A 17,454-nucleotide genomic window follows, 5' to 3' on the forward strand; every position below is an offset into this window, starting at 1 on the left:
CAGGACGAGGCGTTTCGCCGGCTGAAGGCCGAGCGCGACGTCCTGCGTCGCGCGATCAAAACCGGCGAAATATGGGAAGACAGCGCGGGTTCGTAACAAACGACCCCGCCACACGTTGTATTGGCGGACGGCCTGATCAGCCCTCCGCCCCGGAGACAGACTGAATGAGTGCGCAGACCGAGACGCAGGAAGCCGAAGCCCAGAGCGACGGCCCGCTGCTCGACCTCACCGACGCCGGCGTCAAGAAATTCATCAAGCAGGCGAAGGCGCGCGGCTATGTGACGATGGAGGACCTGAACAAGGTCCTGCCCTCGGAGGAGGTCACGCCCGACGCCATCGAGGACACGCTGGCGATGCTGTCCGAGATGGGCGTCAACGTCGTCGAGGCCGAGGAGGACGCCGAGCCGAAGGAAGGCGAGGGCGGCGAAGTCGCCGCCGCCGCCGAGACGTCTGTCGCCGAGACGCCGGCCAAGGCCGCCTATGACCGGACCGACGATCCGGTGCGGATGTATCTGCGCGAGATGGGCTCGGTCGAGCTGCTCAGCCGCGAGGGCGAGATCGCCATCGCCAAGCGCATCGAGGCCGGCCGCGATGCAATGATCTCGGGTCTGTGCGAGAGCGCCCTGACCTTTGAAGCGATCATGGTCTGGCGCGACGAGCTGGCCAACAACCGCATCCTGCTGCGTGAGGTCATCGACCTGGACGCCACCTACGGCGTGCTCAACCCGTCGTCCCTGCCGCACAATCAGCCGCCGCAGCCCGTGCCCGGCTCGCCGGAGGCCAAGGAGGCGGCGGCGTCCGAGGAAGGCGCGGCCGAGAAGTCCGAGGACGACGAGGAGGACGAGGACTTCGACGACGGCGGCGGCATGTCGATCTCGGCGCTCGAGGCCGAGCTGCGCGACGGCGTCATGGAAGTGCTGGACGCCATCGCCGGCGACTTCGGCGCCTTCCGCAAGCTGCAGGACAAGCTGGTCGAGGCCCGTCTGAAGGGCGAGGTCCTCAACGCCAAGGAGCAGAAGGCCTATGATGCCCTGACGGCGACCATCTCCGGCCGCCTGAAGACGATGAAGCTGAACAACAACCGCATCGAGGCGCTGGTCGAGCAGCTCTATGCGATCAACAAGCGGCTGATGGGGCTGGAAGGCCGGCTGCTGCGCCTCGCCGACAGCTACGGCATCTCGCGCCCCGAATTCCTCAAGGCCTATTTCGGCGCCGAGCTGGACCCGACCTGGTCGGACCGGATCAAGGAGATGGGCGTGCGCTGGACCAAGTTCAGCGAGAACGAGGCCGCCCAGATCGCCCAGATCCGCGGCGACGTCGCCGCCGTGGCCACCGAGGCCGGCCTGCCGATCGACGACTATCGCCGCATCGTCCAGACGGTGCAGAAGGGCGAGCGCGAGGCCCGCCAGGCCAAGAAGGAAATGGTCGAGGCCAATCTGCGCCTCGTCATCTCCATCGCCAAGAAATACACCAACCGCGGCCTGCAGTTCCTGGACCTGATCCAGGAGGGCAACATCGGCCTGATGAAGGCGGTCGACAAGTTCGAGTACCGCCGCGGCTACAAGTTCTCGACCTACGCCACCTGGTGGATCCGTCAGGCCATCACCCGCTCGATCGCCGACCAGGCGCGCACCATCCGCATCCCGGTGCACATGATCGAGACGATCAACAAGATCGTCCGCACCAGCCGCCAGATGCTGCACGAGATCGGCCGCGAGCCGACCCCGGAGGAGCTGGCCGAGAAGCTGGCTATGCCGCTGGAGAAGGTCCGCAAGGTCCTCAAGATCGCCAAGGAGCCGATCAGCCTCGAGACGCCGATTGGCGACGAGGAAGACAGCCATCTGGGCGACTTCATCGAGGACAAGAACGCCGTCCTGCCGATCGACGCCGCCATCCAGTCGAACCTGCGCGAGACTACGACGCGGGTTCTGGCCAGCCTGACGCCGCGCGAGGAGCGGGTGCTGCGCATGCGCTTCGGCATCGGCATGAACACGGACCATACCCTGGAAGAGGTCGGCCAGCAGTTCTCGGTCACCCGCGAACGCATCCGCCAGATCGAGGCCAAGGCGCTGAGGAAGCTGAAGCATCCGAGCCGCAGCCGGAAGCTGCGGAGCTTCCTGGACAGCTGATACGACACAGGGCGGCTCCCGGCGGAGCCGCCCTTCTTCGTTCTGGCCGGTCTACTTTCCTTCGAAGATGGGGGCGAAGCCGGCCCACATCATGCGCTTGCCGTCGAAGGGCATGTCCATGCCGTCGAAGTCGGGGTCGTTCATCATCTCGGCGAAGCATTTGTCGGCGGTGGCGCGGTCGGGCCAGCGCAGCCAGGAGAAGACGACGGCTTCGTCGGGTTCGAGCTTCACGGCCAGGTCGAAGCCGGTGACCTTGCCGGGCGGGACGTCCTCGCCCCAGGTCTCGACCTGTTCGACGGCCCCGTATTTCTGGAACAGCGGCCAGGATTTGCGGGCTGACTCGATGTAGGCCTCCTTCTTGGCGGCCGGCACAGGGATGAGGAAGCCGGTGATCCAGGACATGTTTTACGCTCCGCATTTTGGGGGCTGATGCGCGCGACGCGGTGGCTCGCCTGCTTGGGCCCGGGGTGGAGACTGACGCTCGGGACGCGGTCCGTCGCGACTTGAAGCGGGGGCAGGGAACAGCGGTCAGGCCAGAATGTCCAGCAGGGTCCCGGTCATCTCGTCGGCGGTCCTGAGGACAGAGACGTTGGCTTCGAGAGCGATCCGGGCGCCGATGCGTTCGACGGTTTCGCCGGCCAGGTCGGCGAGCGGTTCGGCGGCGGTGCGCCGTGCGCTGGCCTCGAAACGGGCTGAGGCGGCGGCGATGCCGGCGGCGGCTATGGCGTGGGCCTGCATGGAGCGTCTCCCGGGGGCTCGCGGCAGACTGGGGCGGGACGCTGAAGGCCGCGCCAACAAAACTGGTGAACAGGCCGCGCGATCACCGTTCGCTGAATCGACAGGCCGGGCCGGACATGATTGGCTGTCGCTCCGGATCGCGCCAACGGGACGGTCGCCATGGTCAGCCTCGCCCACCTGAAACGCCGCCTGGGGCAGTACGCCGCCGTCTGGGTATCCGCCTTCCTGCTGTCGGGAACCGCGATCCTCGTCGGGCTGTGGTTCGCCGATCTGATGGCGGCGGCGGACGCGGTGCTGCCGGTCGGGCTGGCGCTGACGGCGCTGACGCTCGGGGCGGGAGTGGTCGCCAGCCTGATGTCGCGCGAGACGGTGGGAACGAAGCTGCTGGTGCTGCTGCTGGCCGGGTTGCTGGTGTTGCCGCTGCTGTGGGCGCCGGTGTCGGCGGCGGTGGCGATCGCCTTCTTCGCCGACCGTTCGATCGAGTATTCGGAAGCCTATGCGGGCTTCCAGATCGGCGTGTCGCGGGTGCTGTTTCCGATCGGGCAGGCGCTGGGCGACGGGGACCTGTTCGGCTGGGTGTGGAGCGCCTTCCAGTGGGTGTCGACCCTGGTCGGCTTCCTGTCGGCGCTGGCGAAGGTGTGGCCGATGCTGAAGCGGCTGCTGGGGCCGGAGCCGGCGACGGAGAGCTGAGGCCCCGGCCCGGATTCAGGCGCGCGACGACTTGCCGGCGAGGTTCTGCGCCACGGCGGCGCGGATCAGGGCCTTGAGGGCCTCGGCGTCGATCGGGTCGCCCTGGTGGAAGTCTATGGCGCGGCGGGTCGAGCCCTCGAGGCTGGAGTTGAACAGGCCGGAGGGATCGGGCAGGGCGGCGCCCCTGGCGAAGGTCATCTTGACGGCGGCCTTGTAGGTCTCGCCGGTGGTGAGGATGCCGGCATGCTCCCAGACCGGGACGCCGCCCCATTTGACCGTCTCGACCACGTGGGGGTCCGCCTCGTGGATGATCGCGCGGATGCGGGCGAGGGTCTCGCCGCGCCAGTCGCCGAGAGCCGCGATCTTCGCGTCGATCCGCTGCGGGGCGGGAAGGCCGGCCTCTGCGGGATCGATATCTGACTTCCTCATGGCGTGTCTCCGCTCACATGCGCTCGCCGGGGAGGCGGCTGGCCTGCCCAATCCAGTCGGCGAGTCCGGCCTCGTCGATCGTGTCGTCTTCGTGGATGTGGAAATAGCGCACGTCCTTGTGCTTCGAGCCGACGGGCGGGAGGGGATCGAGCGCGGAGCCGCGGAAGAAGGCCAGCTTCAGATAGCGGTCGAAGGCGTGGAAGCTCATGAACCACGTCCCCTCCTCGACGCCGTACATCGGCGTGTTCCATTTGACGCCCTTCCTGACGCCGGGGACGGTGCGTCCGATCAGGGCGTCGAGCCGGCGCGCGACCTCGCCCTTCCAGCCCGGTGCGGCCGCGATCCAGGCCTGCACAGGGGCGTCGCCGTAGCCCTTGGGAATCTGCGGGTTGCCGCCGGAGAGGAGGACGGGCCGCCCCGCCTTGCCGCCGGTCATCGGGCCGCCTCGCGCCCACCCCTCCGCCGGAGGGCGTAGGGCAGGAAGAACATGTACAGGCCGCTGAGCGTCAGCAGGGCGAGCGGGAACAGCGGCAGGTAGTACACCCATTCGGGGGGCGGCCGGCCCATGCCGAGGGTGATGAAGATGCCGGCGACCAGGACGGTGAAGGCCATGGCGATCCAGCGGTGGGCCTGCCGTATGCCTGAGCTCCAGTTCATGGGGACCTCCTTGCGATGGGGATTGGGCGGGGTCAGTCCGCGCCGGCCACGATCTCTTCCAGCTTCTCAAGGAAGCGCGGCCAGCCGGCCATGGCGCCGCCGAAGGCCTGGCGCTGGTCGGGCCGGAAGCCGGCCTGTTCGACGCGCAGGTGCGTGCCGGCGGGCGTCGGGGTGAGGGTGAAGGTCACGACGCTTTCCAGGTTGAAGGCCGGATCATCGTGAGCATGGTTCCAGGTGTAGGACAGGGTGCGGTTCGGTTCGACGGCCAGGACCTCGCAGTCCAGCACGCCGCCCCAGTCGCCCCGAAGCTGGAAACTGTGGCCCACCGCCGGTTTGAAGTCGTTCTTCATCAGCCATTCCTCGATCAGGTGGGGCTGGGTCAGGGCGCGCCAGATCTTCTCGGGGGGCCAGGCGATCTCCCGTTCGACGACGACGGAGCGCGTCCGGGTCGAGGCATCGGTCATTGGTCCATCCTTTTGAGCAGGTCTTCGAGACGGTCGACGCGGGCGTCCCAGAAGCCGGTCATCCGGCTGGTCCAGTCGGCGAGCGGGGCGAGGGCGTCGAGCTGGGCGCTGTAGTGGGTCTGGCGGCCGGCGGGACGGTCGCGCACCAGCCCGGCCTGTTTCAGAACCCCGAGATGCTTCGAGACAGCCGGCTGCGAAATCCCCGCGGAGACGGTCAGGGCCCCGACAGTCTGCTCACCCTCTCGACACAGCTGCTCGAAGATCCCCCGGCGGGTGGGATCGGCGAGCGTTCTGAACAGCAGGTCGGGGGCGTGTTGCATCCGGGAACCGATAACCGTTGGGCTATGGGTCGACGTATAACCAGATGGCTATGGGTAAGTCAACGGCCGGCGGGTCCGGTCTGATCGGGGCGCCAGACGCGGACCCAGTCGATCTCCAGCCGTTGCGGCAGGGCGGCGTCGTCGACGCCCTCGGCTCCGCCCCAGTCGCCGCCGACAGCGACGTTGAGGATGAGCCGGAAGGGGCGGTCGAACGGCCAGGCGTCGCGGTCGGTGCGCTCGTTCGGGAAGCTGAAGTACGGCCGGCCGTCGAGCATGAAGTCGACGGTGTCCGGGGTCCAGCGGACCTGGTAGATGTGGAAGGCCTCACAGGCGTCGGGGACGGCGATCTCCGCTCCGCGCTGGGTCCTGGCGACGTGATTGTAGCGGCCGGTGTGAACGGTGCCGTGCACGACGCCCGGACGGTGGCCGACGTGCTCCATGATGTCGATCTCGCCGTCGCCCGGCCAGTCCTGGAGGTCGACCGGCAGCATCCAGACCGCCGGCCAGGTCCCGCGGCCGCAGGGAAGTTTCGCGCGGGCCTCGAACACGCCGTAGGTCCAGCCCTCGCGGCTGAGCATGCGGGCGGAGGTGTAGTCCTGGCCGCCCCAGTCGGCGGCGGTCTCGAGCCGCTCGCGGCGGGCCTCGATGATCAGGCGGCCATCTTCGACCCGGGCGTTCTCCAGCCGGTCGGCGGCGTAATACTGGCGCTCGTTATTGTACCAGCCGGTGCGGTTGGCCTGGGTGTCGTAGGTCCACAGGGCCGGATCGGGCAGGCCGTCGCGCTCGAACTCGTCGGCCCAGACGAGGTGGTGACCGGACGGGCCTTCGGCGGCGGGGGTCTGGGCCGCGGCCGGAGCGGCGAGCAGGAGCGGGACGAGCAGTGTGAGGCGCATCCGGCGACGTTAGCCTCGCACCGCCGGCGCCGGGGATCACGGATGGTGACAGTCCGGACTCAGCGGGGGCGAACCACGCGGTCGGGGTCGTGCGGCGCGTGGCGGTCGGGATCGTCGCGATCAAGCCCGCCGCGCCCGGCGCGGGCCTCTGCGTCGGTCGGCGCTCGTGGCGCGCCTTCGTCGCGGCCGTAGGCGCCGGTGCGTGCGGTCGAGGGCGCGTCGAGGGTCGGGTGCGGGTTCTCGAACCGGCCGACCAGTTCGCCCCGGGCGATGGTGGCGCTCCGCAGCACATTGACGAACTCGACCAGCGGAATGTCCTCGGCCAGGTCGAGATGGCGGTCGAGACCGAAGAGCTGGAAATAATACCGGTGCGGGCCGTGCCCCTGCGGCGGCGCCATGCCGAGCCAGCCGGGCCGGCCGCGGCTGTTGAGGCCCTGGACCAGATCGTGGCCGCCCTCCGGGTGGGCGGTCTTGTCCAGGTTGGCGGGCAGGCTGGTCCAGGCGCCCGGGATGTTCCACACCAGCCAGTGGAGCGCCGGCTCGTCGCGCGGGGCGTCCGGATCCTCGACCACCAGGGCCCAGGTCACGACCTCGAGCGGACCGCTCCACGACACGGGTGGCGAGGTCTCGTCGCCGGCCTGCGAATGGTCCGCGGAGAGCCAGCCGTCGGCGTCGATGGCCGGCGAGGTCACGATGATGGCGGCGGACTGGTAGGGCTGAACCTTGAGGGAGGTGATGGCGGCGCCGGAATGCTCGGGTTTTTGATGCTGGGCCATGGCGGAGACTCCTTTGCCGGGAGAACCGCGCAGGGCCCGGAAGGTTCGGCGCCGGACACGCCCTTGCGGCGCGCGGGCGGCGGAGTCATCGTCGGGCGCATGAGCATTCAGGAGCCGGCGGGCGGACGCTTCCAGAGCTTTTCCGCCTTCTATCCGCATTACATCCACGAGCACTCCAACCGGACGTGCCGCCGCATTCATGTGGTCGGGTCGGCGCTGGTGCTGGTGGTGCTGGCGGTGGCGATCGCGACGCGGAACCCCTGGTGGCTGCTGGCCATGCCGCTGGTCGGCTACGGCTTCGCCTGGGTGGGGCATTTCTTCTTCGAGAAGAACCGGCCGGCCACGTTCAGATATCCGCTGTGGAGCCTGATGGGCGATTGGCGGATGTTTTTCGAGACGGTGACCGGCCGGCGACGGTTCTAGCCGCGCCCCGGGTCCTGGAAGGCGAACAGGCTGACGGCGAGGACGGCGGCGGCGTCGCGATCCGGCGAGCCTGCGCGCGGCAGGTAGAAGGTCGGGCGGAAGCCGTTGAGGTCGAGGCCCCCGATTTCGACGCCGTCCCGCGTGAAGACGTAGCCCATGACCCGGCCGCCGCCGAAGGGCAGGCCGCCGATCCGCTTCGTCTCGGCGCGCAGGACGATATCGCCCCAGACGAACTCACCGGCGCGCTGGGGCTGCTGCAGCCGGCCGAGAAGGCTGCCGCGCGAGAGGGCCAGGGTGAGCCGCGCGCCGGCGGGCGCCGCCCCGCCGTACTGGCATTCATACGACAGGGGCTCGCGGTCGAAGGTGATCCAGAGGATCTGACGATGGCTCTGGCCGCCGCCACAATCCCCCTCGACCGTTCCGGCGGATGTCGAAAGATCGAACTCGGCCCGGGCCATGTCGCGCGACTGCCACGGCAGACGGCTGCTGGAACTGCGGGACGTCGCCGAGCCAACGTATTCGGCCACGGCGAATCCGGGGCGGAACAGGCTGGGGCCGCGCCGGCCCTCGAGGCCGATGCGGTCGGTTCGCTCGGTCATTGGAGCGGTGGGCGCAGCGGTCTGGGACGCGGCGGCGGTGGCCGCGGCGAGCGCAGCGGCGGCGGCGAACAGGTTGGCGAGTCTCATCGGCCCCTCCCTCGATCGGGGAGAAGACTACGCCCGTTTCGCAGAACGGCAATCGGTCAGAGGCGGGGCCGCCCGCCGGACTCTAGCGCGAACCGGCGTCCGTTCCGGCCGAGGCCATCAGGGTCTGGCTGGGCTGGGCGTCCCACGACGGCGGACAGCCGTCGAAACGCCCGGCGTCGACGAGCGTCAGGCGGCGCTGGTTAAAGCGCATGGCCGGCTGCATCGAACCGCGTCCGTGACCGGTGTAGAGGTCGATCTTCTGCCCCTTGATCGCGCCGCCGGTGTCCGAGGCGTACCAGTAGCCGTCGTGCAGCGTGCCGTCGGGCATGCGCATGCCGACCGTCTCGGGAATGAACAGACGGGTGCGGCGGGGGATGTAGCGCGGGTCCGTGGCGATGGTGCGCATGGGAATCGGCCGGCAGCCGAGGCTGTCGTTGCCCGTCGCTCCGCCGCCGCCCGCATGGTAGAGGTTGACGCGGGCGGTCCAGCGCGGGTCCGCTTCCATCAGCGCCTGCTGTTCGGGGTTCAGGCCCGCCATGCCGCTGTCGGAACCTTCCTCCGGGGCCTCCGTTGATTCCACGACCGGATCGGCTGCGACCGCGGCTTCGTAGGATACGGGATCACCCTGAACCGCCGCATGGGCGGGGAAGGCCATCGCCCAGAAAAGGGCGAACGCAGCGGCACTGCCGAGCATGATTCGACTCGCGTAGGCGCCGGCCCCTGTCCGTCCGGCGGGGGGCTTGTCGTCAACAAATGCGGCGAAAACCAGACATTCCAGCCCGAGTGCGACCTCCTGTCCGGTCGAACGGTGGATAAGTGGGGCTTGTGATGGTTAAGCCGAATCTCGTTTGGCCAACCGGCCCGAACCTGTAAGCTGTATTCGCAGATCAGAAACACTTTGCTGAGGCGAGATGCTTACTGTCTATGGAGATGTTCGCTCCGGAAACTGTTTGAAGGTCAAGTGGTTGCTGGATCGACTCGGCCATGATTATCGCTGGGCCGAAACCGACGTCATGTCGGGCCGTACGCGGTCCACAGAATTCCTCGAGATGAATCCGGCCGGACAGGTTCCGGCGGTGCTGTTCGGGGACGGTCGGGCGCTGGCGCAGTCCAACGCCATCATCGGCTATCTCGGCGAGGGCACGGCGTATGTGCCGGCCGATCCGTGGGACCGGGCGAAGATGTACGAGTGGCTGTTCTGGGAGCAGTACAGCCACGAACCCTATATCGCTGTCGTCCGGTTCCAGCGGGCCTTCCTGGGCAAGCCGGCCTCCGAGATCGAGCCGCGGCTGATGGAGCGGGGTGAGGCGGCGCTGGCGCGGATGGAGGCGGCGCTGACGCAGGCGGACTGGCTGGTCGGGGACGGGCCGACGCTGGCCGATCTGGCGCTGGTCGCCTACACCCGGTGGGCGCACGAGGGCGGCTTCGACCTTGGGTCGTTCCCGGCGATCCGGCGGTGGATCGGGCGGGTGGAGGCGGCGTTCGGCATAAGCTAAGCCTGCGGGGCGAATCCGGAGGCCGCATGCGCGATCATCCCTGCCAGCCTCTGACGGGCTATGAGTCCATGGACGACGCCCGGCGGCTGGCGAGGGCGACCGCCTTCCGCACGCTGATGGCCGGTCGCCGGACGGTGCGGGAATTCTCCGACCGGCCGGTCGAGCGGGCGGTGGTCGAGCAGGCGCTGCTGACGGCCGGATCGGCGCCGTCGGGAGCCAACCACCAGCCCTGGTTCTTCAGCGTCATCGAAAGCCCTGAGGCCCGGGCCCGCATCCGCGCGGCGGCCGAGGCCGAGGAACGGGAATTCTACGCGACCAAGGCCCCGCAGGAGTGGCTGGATGCGCTGGCGCCGCTGGGCACCGACCCCGACAAGGGCTTCCTGGAGGTGGCGCCGGTGCTCATCGCCGTCTTCGGCCAGAAGCGCGGCGGGCCGAGGCCGGGTGACGACCGGAAGAACTACTACGTCACCGAGAGCGTCGGCATCGCGACCGGCTTTCTGATCGCGGCCCTGCATTCTGCCGGACTGGCGACCCTGACCCACACCCCGGCCCCGATGAGTTTCCTCGGCGAGATCTGCGGCCGGCCAGCGGGGGAGAAGCCCTTCCTGTTGCTGGTTGCGGGGCATCCAGCCGAAGGTGCGACCGTGCCGACCGCGGCGCTGGACAAGAAGCCGCTGGACGCCATCGCAGCGTGGATTTAACCGACGGCGTTCCTTTTGGAGTTCGCCATGAAGCGCCTCGCCATCGCCCTGTCCGCCCTGACGCTGGGCGTCGCCACCCTGTCGGTTCCCGCCCTGGTTTCCGCCTGGGGCAATACGGGCCACCGGCTGATCGGGGTCGCCGCCGTGCGTGGCCTGACGGATGAGCTGCCGGCCTTCCTGCGTACGCCGGGGGCCGCGGCCGAGGTCGGCGAGCTGGCGCGCGAGCCGGATCGCACCAAGGGTGGCGGCCAGCCGCACGACCGCGAGCGCGACACCGCGCACTTCATCGACATGGACGACGGCGGACGGGTGATCACTGCCGCCGGGCCGTCGATCGACGCCCTGCCGCGGCTGAAGTCGGAGTATGACGCGGCCCTGGTCGCGGCCGGACTCGACGTCGACGACGCCGGCTACCTGCCCTACGCCATCATGGACGGCTATCAGCAGCTGGTGCGCGACTTCGCCACCTGGCGGGTCTTGAACGCCGCCGAGGCGCGCGAGAGCGACCCCGGCAAGCGCGCCTGGTACCGCGAGGACCGGCTGCGGCGCGAGGCGCTGATCCTGCGCGACATGGGCTATCTGGGACATTACGTCGGCGACGGCAGCCAGCCGCACCATACGACGATCCACTACAACGGCTGGTCGCGGGACGTTCCGAACCCGGAGGGCTTCACCACCTCGCGGCAGACGCACGGCGCGTTCGAGGGGGCGTTCACGGCGCGGGTGGCGCGGCTGGACGCGGTCGAGGCGGCGATGGCGGCGCCCCGGCTGGACGGATTCGATCTGCGCGCGCGCGTGCCCGCCTATCTGAAGACCACGCTGGCCGAGGTGCTGCCGTTCTATCAGCTGGAGAAGGCGGGCGGCTTCGGCGAGAGCGACGCGCGCGGCGGCGCCTTCGTGACGGCGCGGCTAGCGGCGGGGGCGGCCGAACTGCGCGACCTGTTCATTCTGGCGTGGCGGGACTCGGCGGACGACGAGATCGGCTGGCCCAAGGTCAAGGTGGCCGAGGTCGAGGCGGGGACGGCCGACCCGTGGCTGGCCATGTACGGCGACGACTGATGACGGTCACGGATACATTGGGCGTTCAGGAGCTTTCCATCAGGGAGGCCTACCAATGCATGTTCCGCTTTCTCGACAGCTACTGGGAGCGGGGTGGCAAGTCGGATGACCAGATCGCCATGCTTCTGGGCGGCATGGCGCTATCCTCCGATGGCATCACCATGGACCCGGCCATGATGTCGGATTGGCTCGAGGCGGTACGCGCAGTCACGGGCAAGGGTCCGGCTCCCCTCTGATGTCCGATCCTGCACCGCCCGTCATCATCCTCGACAAGCCGCAGCTGGCCGACAACATCGGCGCTGTGGCGCGGGTGATGGCCAATTTCGGCCTGTCCGAGCTGAGGCTGGTCGCCCCGCGCGACGGCTGGCCGCAGGACCGGGCCTGGGCCACGGCCTCGGGGGCCGACTGGGTGCTGGACGGGGTCAGGGTGTTCGACACGGTGGCCGAGGCCGTCGCCGACCTGAACACCGTATTCTCGACCACGGCCCGCCCGCGCGAGACGCGGATGCCGGTGCGCACGCCGCGAGAGTCGATGCGGCTGCTCTACGACGACCGGGCCTCGGGGCTGACCGTCGGGCTGCTGTTCGGGGGCGAGCGGGCCGGGCTGGAGACCACAGACATCGCGCTGACGCAGGGGATCGTCACCATCCCGATCGACCCGAAGCACCATTCACTGAACCTGGCGCAGGCGGTGGCGATCAATGCCTATGAGTGGCGCACCCTGATCCTCGACGCGCCCCCTCCGCGGTTCCGGGAGGGCGATCCGCCGGCGTCCAACGAGCTGCTGGTCGGGATGTACGAGCATCTGGAGAAGGAGCTGGACGAGGGCGGCTTCTTCCATCCGCCGGAAAAGAAGCGGTCCATGAGCCAGAATCTGCGGGTGATGCTGGGCCGGGCCGGGTTCTCGGAGCAGGAGGTGGCGACGTTCAGGGGCGTGATCCACGCGCTGGCCAAAGGGCGCGGCCGGGTGCTGGCCAAGCTGGCGGCGAAGAAGGCGGCTGAGAAGTAACCCTCTCCCGCCGGGAGAGGGACGCTAGAGCTGCCCACAAAACTGCGGCACCACGTCGGTCGCCGGACCGTAGCGCGTCTCATCGAACAGGCGGCTGCCGAGCGACGGCTCAAGGTTGAGCTCGACCGTCCGGGCGCCGGCGTGGTTGGCGAGCTGGACGAAGCCGGCGGCGGGATGGACGGCGCCTGAGGTGCCGATCGAGACGAACAGGTCGCAGCGGGCGAGGGCGGCCTCGATCCGGTCCATGTGCAGCGGAAATTCGCCAAACCAGACGATGTGCGGGCGCAGGCGGCCGACGGGGTGGAAAGGCGAGGGCTCGACGGCGGCGAGGTCGACGGGCCAGTCGCAAACGCGGCCGGTGGCCGTGCACTGCGCCTTGAGCAGTTCGCCGTGCATGTGGATCAGTTCGAAGCCGGAGGCCGGCGGCGTCTCGGCATGGGCGCGGTCGTGCAGGTCGTCGACGTTCTGGGTGACCAGCAGGAAATCGCCCTCCCAGCGGGCGGCGAGGTCGGCGAGGGCGTGGTGGGCGGTGTTCGGGTGAACATCCGCGAGCTGGCGGCGGCGGCGATTGTAGAAGTCCTGCACCAGGGCCGGGTCGCGGGCGAAGGCCTGGGGCGTCGCCACGTCCTCGACGCGATGGCCCATCCACAGGCCGTCGGCGGCCCGGAAGGTGGGCACGCCGGACTCGGCGGAGATACCGGAGCCGGTGAGGACGACGAGGTTTCGGTGCGCCATGCGGTTCCATAGCATCGGCGGTCTGTCCTAGAAGAGCGGCAACGCACCGGAGCCTCGCCCATGAAAACCCGCGCCGCCGTCGCCTTTGAGGCCAAAAAGCCGCTGGAGATCGTCGAGCTCGATCTGGAGGGGCCGCGCGCCGGGGAGGTGCTGGTCGAGATCAAGGCGACGGGCATCTGCCACACCGACGCCTATACGCTGGACGGTCTGGACAGCGAGGGGATCTTCCCGTCGATCCTCGGGCACGAGGGCGCCGGTGTGGTGGTCGAGGTCGGGCCGGGGGTGACCTCGGTCGCGGTGGGGGACCATGTGATCCCGCTGTACACGCCCGAGTGCCGGCAATGTAAAAGCTGCCTGAGCCGCAAGACCAACCTGTGCACCGCCATCCGGGGCACGCAGGGCAAGGGGCTGATGCCCGACGGCACCTCGCGCTTCAGTTACAAGGGGCAGGCGATCGCCCACTATATGGGCTGCTCGACCTTCTCGAATTTCACGGTCCTGCCGGAGATCGCGGTGGCGAAGATCCGCAAGGACGCGCCGTTCGACAAGGCCTGCTACGTCGGCTGCGGCGTCACCACGGGCGTGGGGGCGGTGGTCAATACGGCCCGGGTGGAGCCGGGGGCCAACTGCGTGGTGTTCGGCCTCGGCGGCATCGGGCTGAACGTCATCCAGGGGCTGAAGATGGTCGGGGCCGACATGATCGTCGGCGTGGACATCAATCCGTCGAAGGAATCGTGGGGCCGGCGCTTCGGCATGACCCATTTCGTCAATCCGAGGGACGTGCCGGACGTGGTGGCGCATCTGGTCGAGCTGACCGGGGGCGGGGCGGACTACACCTTCGACTGCACCGGCAACACCACGGTGATGCGCCAGGCGCTGGAGGCCTGTCACCGCGGTTGGGGCGAGAGCGTCATCATCGGCGTGGCCGAGGCGGGCAAGGAGATCGCCACGCGGCCGTTCCAGCTGGTCACCGGCCGGGTGTGGCGCGGCTCGGCCTTCGGCGGCGCGCGGGGACGCACCGATACGCCGAAGGTCGTCGACTGGTATATGGACGGGAAGATCGAGATCGACCCGATGATCACCCACACCCTGCCGCTGGAGCGGATCAACGAGGCCTTCGACCTGATGCATGCGGGGGAGAGCATCCGCAGCGTGGTGGTGTTCTGACGACAGGCGTTCCGGGGGACGGCCCGCGTGCTCCCCGGACGACGATGGAGGGAGGCCTGACATGGGCAAATGGTATTCGCGTCCCGTTCTGTTCGTGGCCGACGTCCAGCGGGCGGCGGACTTCTACGTCGGCAAGCTCGGCTTCAGCGAAAAGTGGCGCTTCGCCGACGAGGTGGCGCAGGTCGATCGCGACGAGTGCGAGATCATCGTCAGCAGCCAGCGACCGGAGAAGACCGGCATGGGCATGCTGTTCATCGAATTGACCGCGGCCGACTGGAAGGCCCTGCCCGACGCCTTCGCCCGGAACGACGTCGCGTTCACACGGGGGCGCTGGGGGTATCCGGTGCTGATCGTGGACGACCCCGACGGCAACCAGCTGTTCTTCCCCGACCCGGAAGACCCCGGTGACATGTGACGGCCTTGCCTTCCCATGTCAGTTCGTTAAAGAAACGGACTGAGGATTCACCGGCAGGGAGGCCGCCATGTTCACCCACATCACCGTCGGCGCGAACGACGTCGAGGCGTCGCGCAAATTCTATGACGCGGCCTTGGGCGCGCTGGGACTCGAGCCGGCGAGCGGGCCGGACCCGAAGGGGCGGTACTGGTGGCGGACGGCGCGCGGCGCCTTCGCCGTCGGCAAGCCCATCGACGGCGAGGCCGCCTGCCACGCCAATGGCGGCACGATCGGCTTCGCGGCGAAGACCCCGGAGATGGTGCATGCCTTCCACGACGCGGGCGTGGCGGCCGGCGGGCGCTCGATCGAGGACCCGCCCGGGCTGCGCGAGGGCGCGTTCGGCAAGCTGTATCTGGCCTATCTGCGCGATCCGGACGGCAACAAGGTCTGCGCGCTGCACCGGATGGGATAGAGCACGGTTTCCACCGGAACCCCTCACCCTCCCACCGCTGCGCGGCGGACCCCTCCCTCTCCCTCCGGGAGAGGGGTAGGAGGCGGGCATGGAAACCCTGAAGACCCACGCCGTCCACGGCGGAACGCTGCGCTATCTCAGGCACGACAGCCGGGCGACCGGCACGGCGATGACGCTGTCGGTGTTCGTTCCGCCGGGGGAGGGGCCGTTTCCGGTCCTGATCTGGCTGTCCGGACTGACCTGTACCGAGGATAATTTCACCACCAAGGCCGGGGCCTACGGGCCGGCGGCCGAGCACGGCCTGATCGTCGTGGCGCCGGACACCTCGCCGCGCGGAGAGGGGGTGGCTGACGATCCGGCGTATGACCTCGGGCAGGGCGCCGGCTTCTATGTCGATGCGACGCAGGCGCCGTGGGCGCCGCATTTCTGCATGGAGCGATATGTCGTCGACGAGCTGATCGGCCTGGTCGACGCGGAGTTCCCGACCACGAGGGCACGGTCGATCTCGGGGCATTCGATGGGCGGGCATGGGGCGCTGACGCTGGCGCTCAGGCATCCGCATCTGTTCCGTTCGGTGTCGGCCTTCGCGCCGATCGCCTCACCGACCCGCTGTCGGTGGGGGGAAAAGGCGTTCACGGCCTATCTGGGCGAGGACCGCGACGCGTGGGCTCAGCATGACGCGGCGCGCCTGATCGAGGCGGGGGTCGGGGCAGGCTGTTACGACGACATCCTGATCGACCAGGGCGACGCCGATCCGTTCCTGGCCGAACAGCTGAAGCCGGAGCTTCTGGCGGCGGCGGCGGAGGCGGCGGGGCAGGCGGTCACGCTGCGGATGCAGCCGGGGTACGACCACTCCTACTTCTTCATGGCCAGCTTCATCGCCGATCACGTGGCCTTCCATGCGGCGCGGCTTAAGGGCTGAGCCGAACGTGCTACGGTGGCGGCTCCACATGGGAGGAGGCCCGCCATGTTCCGATCCGTCTTCGCCGCCGGCGCTTCGGCGCTTTTGCTGGCGGCCGCGCCCGCCGTGGCGCAGCAGCAGATGGTCGATCCCGACTTCCGGCCGACGGTAGAGCGGCCGGCGTATGCGGGGGGGGCAGGGGCCGGTCGTCGCGATCGACGAGGCGCACGCCAATTTCCATCGCATGGAGGGGCAGTACGCGCCTTTCGCGGCGCTGCTGAGGGCCGACGGCTACCGCGTACGGGCCGGAACGCTGGCGTTCGACGCCGGCGGGCTGGACGGCGTGGACGTGCTGGTGATCGCCAATGCGGGCGCGACCGGCGAGCGGCCGACGCCGCCGGCGTTCACGGAGGCCGAGGGTGCCGCGCTGGAGGCCTGGGTGCGGGACGGCGGCAGGCTGCTGCTGATCGCCGACCACACGCCATTCGGGGCCGCCGCCGAGGCGCTGGCGGCCCGGTTCGGGGTGAGGATGGGAACGGGCTACGCCTTCGCGATGCCTGACGAGCTCAATCTGACCACCACCCTGGTCTATCCGGCCGAGGCGTTGGGGGCTCATGCGATCCTGACGGGGCGGAGCGCCGACGAACGGGTCACGGGTGTGACGGCGTTCACCGGCCAGTCGCTGGAGGGACCGGCCGGGGCGACGATGCTGCTGCGGATGCCGGCGGGCGCGCGCGAGTCTCGCGACCTGCCGACGCTGCAGGCCCTGGCCGGCCGGCTGGAACAGGCCGGCGAGACGGGAGCCGGCGCCGCAGAGGCCGTGGAGGAGCTGTCGGCGCCCGCGCTTCCGGCCCAGGGCTTGGCCTTCGACCATGGTCGGGGACGGGTCGTGGTGCTGGGCGAGGCCGGGATGCTGTCGGCGCAGCTGATCCGCTTTCCGCCGGAGAGCGGTCAGGCCGACCGCCGCTTCGGCATGAACGCGGCGCCGGGCAACGCGCGGTTCGGGTTGAACATATTGCACTGGCTGACCGGCCTGCTGCCCTGAAGCCGTGCTATGGGACGGCCATGACCGACGTTTCCGACAAGTCTTACGACGCCCTGTTCGCGGCCCTCTGTGTCGAGCTCGGCTTCTGCCTGCATCCCAAGGGGGAGAAGCGGGTGCTGGCGGCCCTGCCGAACGGGCTGGACGCCGCGACGCGGGCGGTGTTCGAGGCCGAAGGCGTGGACTTCGTCTCGGCGTCCGGCGACCTGCGGCGGGCGGTTCGGGACTGCCTGAAGGCCAATCTGCCCGAGGCGTGACCGGAACGGAATTCGG

26 protein-coding genes are annotated in these 17,454 nt (G+C 69.3%); 14 read left to right on the forward strand and 12 right to left on the reverse strand.

Annotated elements, in window-relative coordinates:
- Nucleotides 1–164 precede the first annotated feature (164 nt).
- Nucleotides 165–2,129 carry an RNA polymerase sigma factor RpoD gene (gene rpoD, locus VGD32_RS04240; protein ID WP_331030658.1) on the forward strand — a complete coding sequence of 655 codons (1,965 nt, stop codon included), beginning with the start codon at nt 165–167 and terminating at the stop codon, nt 2,127–2,129.
- Nucleotides 2,130–2,180: 51 nt separating this feature from the next.
- On the opposite strand, the gene VGD32_RS04245 is transcribed toward rpoD, so the two are convergent.
- Both VGD32_RS04245 and VGD32_RS04250 read right to left on the reverse strand, forming a co-directional pair.
- On the reverse strand, nt 2,181–2,531 hold the full coding sequence (locus VGD32_RS04245) for a DUF1428 domain-containing protein (protein WP_331030659.1): 351 nt from the start codon (nt 2,529–2,531) through the stop codon (nt 2,181–2,183).
- Between the two features lie 126 nt (nt 2,532–2,657).
- Entirely contained in the window at nt 2,658–2,867 is a 210-nt protein-coding gene (locus tag VGD32_RS04250) for a flagellar hook protein FlgE (RefSeq protein ID WP_331030660.1), read from the reverse strand.
- 120 nt (nt 2,868–2,987) lie between these two features.
- Between VGD32_RS04250 and VGD32_RS04255 the strand changes: the two genes are divergently transcribed.
- Nucleotides 2,988–3,557 carry a hypothetical protein gene (locus tag VGD32_RS04255; protein ID WP_331030661.1) on the forward strand — a complete coding sequence of 190 codons (570 nt, stop codon included), beginning with the start codon at nt 2,988–2,990 and terminating at the stop codon, nt 3,555–3,557.
- 15 nt (nt 3,558–3,572) lie between these two features.
- Here the strand turns inward: VGD32_RS04255 and VGD32_RS04260 are convergent, their stop codons facing one another.
- From VGD32_RS04260 to VGD32_RS04290, 7 genes are read right to left on the reverse strand one after another with little or no spacing between them, the layout of a single operon-like run.
- Nucleotides 3,573–3,986 carry a DUF1801 domain-containing protein gene (locus tag VGD32_RS04260; protein WP_331030662.1) on the reverse strand — a complete coding sequence of 138 codons (414 nt, stop codon included), beginning with the start codon at nt 3,984–3,986 and terminating at the stop codon, nt 3,573–3,575.
- A gap of 13 nt (nt 3,987–3,999) precedes the next feature.
- Nucleotides 4,000–4,422, reverse strand: coding sequence for a DUF1801 domain-containing protein (locus VGD32_RS04265; protein WP_331030663.1), 423 nt, complete (start codon nt 4,420–4,422; stop codon nt 4,000–4,002).
- The gene (locus VGD32_RS04270) at nt 4,419–4,643 is read right to left on the reverse strand and encodes a hypothetical protein (RefSeq protein ID WP_331030664.1); all 225 of its coding nucleotides are present in this window, start codon (nt 4,641–4,643) and stop codon (nt 4,419–4,421) included. Before VGD32_RS04270 ends, VGD32_RS04265 begins: the two co-directional genes overlap by 4 nt.
- Nucleotides 4,644–4,675: 32 nt before the next feature.
- Nucleotides 4,676–5,107: an SRPBCC domain-containing protein gene (locus tag VGD32_RS04275; protein WP_331030665.1), complete on the reverse strand. Its 432-nt coding sequence runs from the start codon at nt 5,105–5,107 to the stop codon at nt 4,676–4,678.
- The gene (locus VGD32_RS04280) at nt 5,104–5,427 is read right to left on the reverse strand and encodes a metalloregulator ArsR/SmtB family transcription factor (protein ID WP_331030666.1); all 324 of its coding nucleotides are present in this window, start codon (nt 5,425–5,427) and stop codon (nt 5,104–5,106) included. Before VGD32_RS04280 ends, VGD32_RS04275 begins: the two co-directional genes overlap by 4 nt.
- Nucleotides 5,428–5,486: 59 nt before the next feature.
- Nucleotides 5,487–6,320, reverse strand: a complete 834-nt coding sequence (locus VGD32_RS04285) for a glycoside hydrolase family 16 protein (RefSeq protein WP_331030667.1) — start codon at nt 6,318–6,320, stop codon at nt 5,487–5,489.
- Nucleotides 6,321–6,379: 59 nt separating this feature from the next.
- A complete protein-coding gene (locus VGD32_RS04290; protein WP_331030668.1) occupies nt 6,380–7,096 on the reverse strand; it encodes a YbhB/YbcL family Raf kinase inhibitor-like protein in 717 nt (238 codons plus the stop codon).
- A gap of 99 nt (nt 7,097–7,195) precedes the next feature.
- On the opposite strand from VGD32_RS04290, the gene VGD32_RS04295 reads away from it, so the two are divergent.
- Entirely contained in the window at nt 7,196–7,519 is a 324-nt protein-coding gene (locus tag VGD32_RS04295; RefSeq protein WP_331030669.1) for an Mpo1-like protein, read from the forward strand.
- On the opposite strand, the gene VGD32_RS04300 is transcribed toward VGD32_RS04295, so the two are convergent.
- Both VGD32_RS04300 and VGD32_RS04305 read right to left on the reverse strand, forming a co-directional pair.
- Entirely contained in the window at nt 7,516–8,205 is a 690-nt protein-coding gene (locus tag VGD32_RS04300) for a hypothetical protein (protein WP_331030670.1), read from the reverse strand. The two genes, VGD32_RS04295 and VGD32_RS04300, sit on opposite strands and share 4 nt — an antisense overlap.
- Before the next feature lie 82 nt (nt 8,206–8,287).
- Nucleotides 8,288–8,899: a 3D domain-containing protein gene (locus VGD32_RS04305; RefSeq protein WP_331030671.1), complete on the reverse strand. Its 612-nt coding sequence runs from the start codon at nt 8,897–8,899 to the stop codon at nt 8,288–8,290.
- A 217-nt stretch (nt 8,900–9,116) separates the two neighbouring features.
- On the opposite strand from VGD32_RS04305, the gene VGD32_RS04310 reads away from it, so the two are divergent.
- From VGD32_RS04310 to VGD32_RS04330, 5 genes are read left to right on the forward strand one after another with little or no spacing between them, the layout of a single operon-like run.
- Complete coding sequence (locus tag VGD32_RS04310) at nt 9,117–9,701, forward strand: glutathione S-transferase family protein (protein WP_331030672.1); 585 nt, start codon at nt 9,117–9,119, stop codon at nt 9,699–9,701.
- 26 nt (nt 9,702–9,727) lie between these two features.
- On the forward strand, nt 9,728–10,402 hold the full coding sequence (locus VGD32_RS04315) for a nitroreductase family protein (RefSeq protein WP_331030673.1): 675 nt from the start codon (nt 9,728–9,730) through the stop codon (nt 10,400–10,402).
- Between the two features lie 27 nt (nt 10,403–10,429).
- The gene (locus tag VGD32_RS04320; protein WP_331030674.1) at nt 10,430–11,461 is read left to right on the forward strand and encodes a S1/P1 Nuclease; all 1,032 of its coding nucleotides are present in this window, start codon (nt 10,430–10,432) and stop codon (nt 11,459–11,461) included.
- Nucleotides 11,461–11,697: a hypothetical protein gene (locus VGD32_RS04325; protein WP_331030675.1), complete on the forward strand. Its 237-nt coding sequence runs from the start codon at nt 11,461–11,463 to the stop codon at nt 11,695–11,697. The genes VGD32_RS04320 and VGD32_RS04325 overlap by 1 nt, the downstream gene beginning before the upstream one ends.
- The gene (locus VGD32_RS04330; RefSeq protein WP_331030676.1) at nt 11,697–12,470 is read left to right on the forward strand and encodes an RNA methyltransferase; all 774 of its coding nucleotides are present in this window, start codon (nt 11,697–11,699) and stop codon (nt 12,468–12,470) included. Before VGD32_RS04325 ends, VGD32_RS04330 begins: the two co-directional genes overlap by 1 nt.
- Nucleotides 12,471–12,494: 24 nt before the next feature.
- Here the strand turns inward: VGD32_RS04330 and VGD32_RS04335 are convergent, their stop codons facing one another.
- On the reverse strand, nt 12,495–13,205 hold the full coding sequence (locus VGD32_RS04335; protein WP_331030677.1) for an NAD-dependent deacylase: 711 nt from the start codon (nt 13,203–13,205) through the stop codon (nt 12,495–12,497).
- 60 nt (nt 13,206–13,265) lie between these two features.
- Between VGD32_RS04335 and VGD32_RS04340 the strand changes: the two genes are divergently transcribed.
- From VGD32_RS04340 to VGD32_RS04365, 6 genes are all read left to right on the forward strand, one after another.
- Nucleotides 13,266–14,372 (forward strand): S-(hydroxymethyl)glutathione dehydrogenase/class III alcohol dehydrogenase, encoded by a 1,107-nt coding sequence (locus VGD32_RS04340; RefSeq protein WP_331030678.1) that lies wholly within the window; start codon nt 13,266–13,268, stop codon nt 14,370–14,372.
- Nucleotides 14,373–14,433: 61 nt separating this feature from the next.
- Nucleotides 14,434–14,787, forward strand: a complete 354-nt coding sequence (locus tag VGD32_RS04345) for a VOC family protein (protein WP_331030679.1) — start codon at nt 14,434–14,436, stop codon at nt 14,785–14,787.
- Nucleotides 14,788–14,854: 67 nt separating this feature from the next.
- Nucleotides 14,855–15,238: a VOC family protein gene (locus VGD32_RS04350; protein WP_331030680.1), complete on the forward strand. Its 384-nt coding sequence runs from the start codon at nt 14,855–14,857 to the stop codon at nt 15,236–15,238.
- A gap of 88 nt (nt 15,239–15,326) precedes the next feature.
- A complete protein-coding gene (fghA, locus tag VGD32_RS04355; protein ID WP_331030681.1) occupies nt 15,327–16,160 on the forward strand; it encodes an S-formylglutathione hydrolase in 834 nt (277 codons plus the stop codon).
- 163 nt (nt 16,161–16,323) lie between these two features.
- The gene (locus tag VGD32_RS04360; RefSeq protein WP_331030682.1) at nt 16,324–17,184 is read left to right on the forward strand and encodes a DUF4350 domain-containing protein; all 861 of its coding nucleotides are present in this window, start codon (nt 16,324–16,326) and stop codon (nt 17,182–17,184) included.
- Nucleotides 17,185–17,204: 20 nt separating this feature from the next.
- The gene (locus VGD32_RS04365; RefSeq protein WP_331030683.1) at nt 17,205–17,438 is read left to right on the forward strand and encodes a hypothetical protein; all 234 of its coding nucleotides are present in this window, start codon (nt 17,205–17,207) and stop codon (nt 17,436–17,438) included.
- Nucleotides 17,439–17,454: the final 16 nt, after the last annotated feature.

This window comes from Brevundimonas sp. (assembly GCF_036402095.1).
In the GTDB taxonomy this organism is placed as follows: domain Bacteria; phylum Pseudomonadota; class Alphaproteobacteria; order Caulobacterales; family Caulobacteraceae; genus Brevundimonas.

What these genes read in the sequence shown, in the direction of transcription:
- VGD32_RS04340 (WP_331030678.1), top strand. Translation starts at nt 13,266, where the DNA reads ATGAAAACCCGCGCCGCCGTCGCCTTTGAGGCCAAAAAGCCGCTGGAG.
- VGD32_RS04325 (WP_331030675.1), top strand. Translation starts at nt 11,461, where the DNA reads ATGACGGTCACGGATACATTGGGCGTTCAGGAGCTTTCCATCAGGGAG.
- VGD32_RS04245 (WP_331030659.1), bottom strand. Translation starts at nt 2,531, where the DNA reads ATGTCCTGGATCACCGGCTTCCTCATCCCTGTGCCGGCCGCCAAGAAG.
- VGD32_RS04290 (WP_331030668.1), bottom strand. Translation starts at nt 7,096, where the DNA reads ATGGCCCAGCATCAAAAACCCGAGCATTCCGGCGCCGCCATCACCTCC.
- VGD32_RS04305 (WP_331030671.1), bottom strand. Translation starts at nt 8,899, where the DNA reads ATGCTCGGCAGTGCCGCTGCGTTCGCCCTTTTCTGGGCGATGGCCTTC.
- VGD32_RS04250 (WP_331030660.1), bottom strand. Translation starts at nt 2,867, where the DNA reads ATGCAGGCCCACGCCATAGCCGCCGCCGGCATCGCCGCCGCCTCAGCC.
- VGD32_RS04360 (WP_331030682.1), top strand. Translation starts at nt 16,324, where the DNA reads ATGCGGGGGGGGCAGGGGCCGGTCGTCGCGATCGACGAGGCGCACGCC.
- VGD32_RS04275 (WP_331030665.1), bottom strand. Translation starts at nt 5,107, where the DNA reads ATGACCGATGCCTCGACCCGGACGCGCTCCGTCGTCGTCGAACGGGAG.
- rpoD (WP_331030658.1), top strand. Translation starts at nt 165, where the DNA reads ATGAGTGCGCAGACCGAGACGCAGGAAGCCGAAGCCCAGAGCGACGGC.
- VGD32_RS04310 (WP_331030672.1), top strand. Translation starts at nt 9,117, where the DNA reads ATGCTTACTGTCTATGGAGATGTTCGCTCCGGAAACTGTTTGAAGGTC.
- VGD32_RS04330 (WP_331030676.1), top strand. Translation starts at nt 11,697, where the DNA reads ATGTCCGATCCTGCACCGCCCGTCATCATCCTCGACAAGCCGCAGCTG.
- VGD32_RS04280 (WP_331030666.1), bottom strand. Translation starts at nt 5,427, where the DNA reads ATGCAACACGCCCCCGACCTGCTGTTCAGAACGCTCGCCGATCCCACC.
- VGD32_RS04365 (WP_331030683.1), top strand. Translation starts at nt 17,205, where the DNA reads ATGACCGACGTTTCCGACAAGTCTTACGACGCCCTGTTCGCGGCCCTC.
- VGD32_RS04295 (WP_331030669.1), top strand. Translation starts at nt 7,196, where the DNA reads ATGAGCATTCAGGAGCCGGCGGGCGGACGCTTCCAGAGCTTTTCCGCC.
- VGD32_RS04270 (WP_331030664.1), bottom strand. Translation starts at nt 4,643, where the DNA reads ATGAACTGGAGCTCAGGCATACGGCAGGCCCACCGCTGGATCGCCATG.
- VGD32_RS04335 (WP_331030677.1), bottom strand. Translation starts at nt 13,205, where the DNA reads ATGGCGCACCGAAACCTCGTCGTCCTCACCGGCTCCGGTATCTCCGCC.
- VGD32_RS04265 (WP_331030663.1), bottom strand. Translation starts at nt 4,422, where the DNA reads ATGACCGGCGGCAAGGCGGGGCGGCCCGTCCTCCTCTCCGGCGGCAAC.
- VGD32_RS04260 (WP_331030662.1), bottom strand. Translation starts at nt 3,986, where the DNA reads ATGAGGAAGTCAGATATCGATCCCGCAGAGGCCGGCCTTCCCGCCCCG.
- VGD32_RS04320 (WP_331030674.1), top strand. Translation starts at nt 10,430, where the DNA reads ATGAAGCGCCTCGCCATCGCCCTGTCCGCCCTGACGCTGGGCGTCGCC.
- VGD32_RS04285 (WP_331030667.1), bottom strand. Translation starts at nt 6,320, where the DNA reads ATGCGCCTCACACTGCTCGTCCCGCTCCTGCTCGCCGCTCCGGCCGCG.
- VGD32_RS04315 (WP_331030673.1), top strand. Translation starts at nt 9,728, where the DNA reads ATGCGCGATCATCCCTGCCAGCCTCTGACGGGCTATGAGTCCATGGAC.
- VGD32_RS04300 (WP_331030670.1), bottom strand. Translation starts at nt 8,205, where the DNA reads ATGAGACTCGCCAACCTGTTCGCCGCCGCCGCTGCGCTCGCCGCGGCC.
- fghA (WP_331030681.1), top strand. Translation starts at nt 15,327, where the DNA reads ATGGAAACCCTGAAGACCCACGCCGTCCACGGCGGAACGCTGCGCTAT.
- VGD32_RS04345 (WP_331030679.1), top strand. Translation starts at nt 14,434, where the DNA reads ATGGGCAAATGGTATTCGCGTCCCGTTCTGTTCGTGGCCGACGTCCAG.
- VGD32_RS04350 (WP_331030680.1), top strand. Translation starts at nt 14,855, where the DNA reads ATGTTCACCCACATCACCGTCGGCGCGAACGACGTCGAGGCGTCGCGC.